The following is a 1,977-nucleotide window of genomic DNA, read 5'->3' as shown; positions in this document are numbered from 1 at the left end:
GAAGCAATCACGACATGGCCCTTGGTCCTGAATCGTCTCCACAGCCGCCTTCGGGCGGCTTTATCATTCCAGCTGCGCCGCGGTGATCCCCATGGCCTTGGCCAGATCGTCAGGCTTTGCTCATACGTGAATTGGCTGCACAACAAGCCGTACTCCGAGCGCGGCGCAGACCTTGTTGATGGTGTCAAACCGAGGCTGCGCATCAGCCCGCAAAGCCTTGTACAGGGCCTCTCGGGCAATGCCCGAGGCCTTTGCTATTTCCGTCATGCCACGCGCACGGGCAATGTCACCCAGTGCGGCGGCAAGCAAGGCTGGATCGTTCGCCTCCAGAATGTCGGTCAGGTATGCGGCGACCGCTTCTTCGGAGTCGAGGTAGGGCGCCGCATCAAACTCTTGAAGTTCGCTCACTTTTGTTCGCTTCGCCATCGTGTACTCCTCATTCCAACGTCTTGGCCAATGCCTTGGCCTTGCGAATATCGGCGGTCTGGCTCTTTTTGGAGCCTCCCGCCAACAGCACGATCACTTCGCTACCCCTCTGCACGAAGTAAACGCGCCAGCCCGAGCCAACATGGATCCGAAGTTCCGAAACGCCTTCACCCACCGGGGCGACATCTCCAGCATGGCCAAACGACAAGCGCCGAACGCGCGCCGCGACGATCGCCCTCACCTTGGCATCGGGTAGGCCATCCATCCACCGGGAGAACTCTGGAAGCGCCTTTATTGAAACCATGTCAAACTGTAATCAGTCGATTACACATGGTCAACGTCGGATTCGGATACAAGCCGTGATCCTTCATAGGAAGTCCCCCTTTGTCCGCTAGCCGTGGCGGTTAAAATGGTCAGCATGCCCGTGTGATATCCTTGAGCAGCAGGAACAGATGATACGGGTCCGTCGGACTGGGTTCGAAATCAAAGCTCTCGTACCAGCGCCGCGCCGCGTCATGCTTGGCGTGGACGATCACGGCCCGGATGCCCGCGATATCGGCCGCTTGCAGGGTGCGCAGCAGCGCATCCTTGAGCAGCGCCCGCCCCAGCCCCTGGTGCTGATGCCTGATGTCCACGGCCAGTCTGGCCAGCAGCATGACCGGAATGGGATTGCGGGACAGGCCCTTGGTGATCCGGGCCGGCGCATTGGCTGGCTGCACACTGCCCACGGCGAGGGAATAAAAACCCGCGACGCCTTCCGGCACACAGCAGACATACGTCCGCGCCCCGCCGGCCTTCTGATTTGGCAGCGCGAAACGCTGCAAAAACAGATTCAGCGCGGGTTGTCCGCAGTCAAAGCCGTCCGTTCGATCCGCGCCGTCGAGTTTGCGGATCGCCGCGTAGGAGCTCATCCCAAGAGCCCTGGTTCGGTCAACAACGCCCGCAGATTGGGCTTGTCCTGAACCGGGCGGTCCAATGCCTGCTGGAAAGCGGCCCATTGCTCTTCGCTCAGAGCAAAGCGGGTCCGTGCGGCCAGGGTCTCCTGGGCCGCGGTCACTCCGGCTTCAAGGAGAAATTCACTGACGCTTTTATGGCTGGCCTGCGCGGCCTCCTGCAGCAATTGTTTGATCGCGCCGGAAGCGCGGACGTCGATGCGTTCTGATTTGGTGCTGGTTGTCGTCGACATGGGCTGTCCTCCATGAGGAACACGATAATGTCCGGATGATGTCCTGACAAGTCGCGATTTGCTCTGTTTTTTGTCCGCCCTGTGGATACGGATGGTGCGGGCGTGAGCATCGGAGTTGTATCGCGGTGGCCGCAGGCAGCGGCATGGCGCGCCCTGCGGTCGGTGATGAAATACCGGCCGACCGCGTCATGCGGCCGGCCGGGAAGAGGGTGGCGAGGCGGCGGATGAAACCGTGTTCCGTCGCGCCGCTGGTTGATGTTTGGTGATTCGGATCAGGCCAGTTCGGCGCGCAGCCGGTGCGCGGCCTCGACCATGTTCCGCAGGGACGCCAGGGTTTCCGGCCAGTCGCGGGTTTTGAGGCCGCA

The 1,977-nt window shown here is 61.4% G+C and carries 5 protein-coding genes; all 5 read right to left on the bottom strand.

The window, feature by feature from the left end; genetic code table 11:
• Positions 1 to 120: 120 nt before the first annotated feature.
• Complete coding sequence (locus EOL86_14235) at positions 121 to 426, bottom strand: putative addiction module antidote protein (GenBank protein ID NCD26731.1); 306 nt, start codon at positions 424 to 426, stop codon at positions 121 to 123.
• A 10-nt stretch (positions 427 to 436) separates the two neighbouring features.
• Entirely contained in the window at positions 437 to 730 is a 294-nt protein-coding gene (locus tag EOL86_14230; protein ID NCD26730.1) for a type II toxin-antitoxin system RelE/ParE family toxin, read from the bottom strand.
• 109 nt (positions 731 to 839) lie between these two features.
• Positions 840 to 1,337 carry a GNAT family N-acetyltransferase gene (locus tag EOL86_14225; protein NCD26729.1) on the bottom strand — a complete coding sequence of 166 codons (498 nt, stop codon included), beginning with the start codon at positions 1,335 to 1,337 and terminating at the stop codon, positions 840 to 842.
• Positions 1,334 to 1,612 (bottom strand): DUF1778 domain-containing protein, encoded by a 279-nt coding sequence (locus EOL86_14220; protein NCD26728.1) that lies wholly within the window; start codon positions 1,610 to 1,612, stop codon positions 1,334 to 1,336. Before EOL86_14220 ends, EOL86_14225 begins: the two co-directional genes overlap by 4 nt.
• A 272-nt stretch (positions 1,613 to 1,884) precedes the next feature.
• Positions 1,885 to 1,977: hypothetical protein (locus EOL86_14215; GenBank protein ID NCD26727.1), on the bottom strand; the 93-nt coding region annotated here is incomplete at its 5' end.

The organism is Deltaproteobacteria bacterium (genome assembly GCA_009930495.1).
Classification (GTDB): Bacteria; Desulfobacterota; Desulfovibrionia; order Desulfovibrionales; family Desulfomicrobiaceae; genus Desulfomicrobium.
Note: the sequence above shows the minus strand (reverse complement) of the source record. Positions and strands in the feature narration are given on the sequence as shown.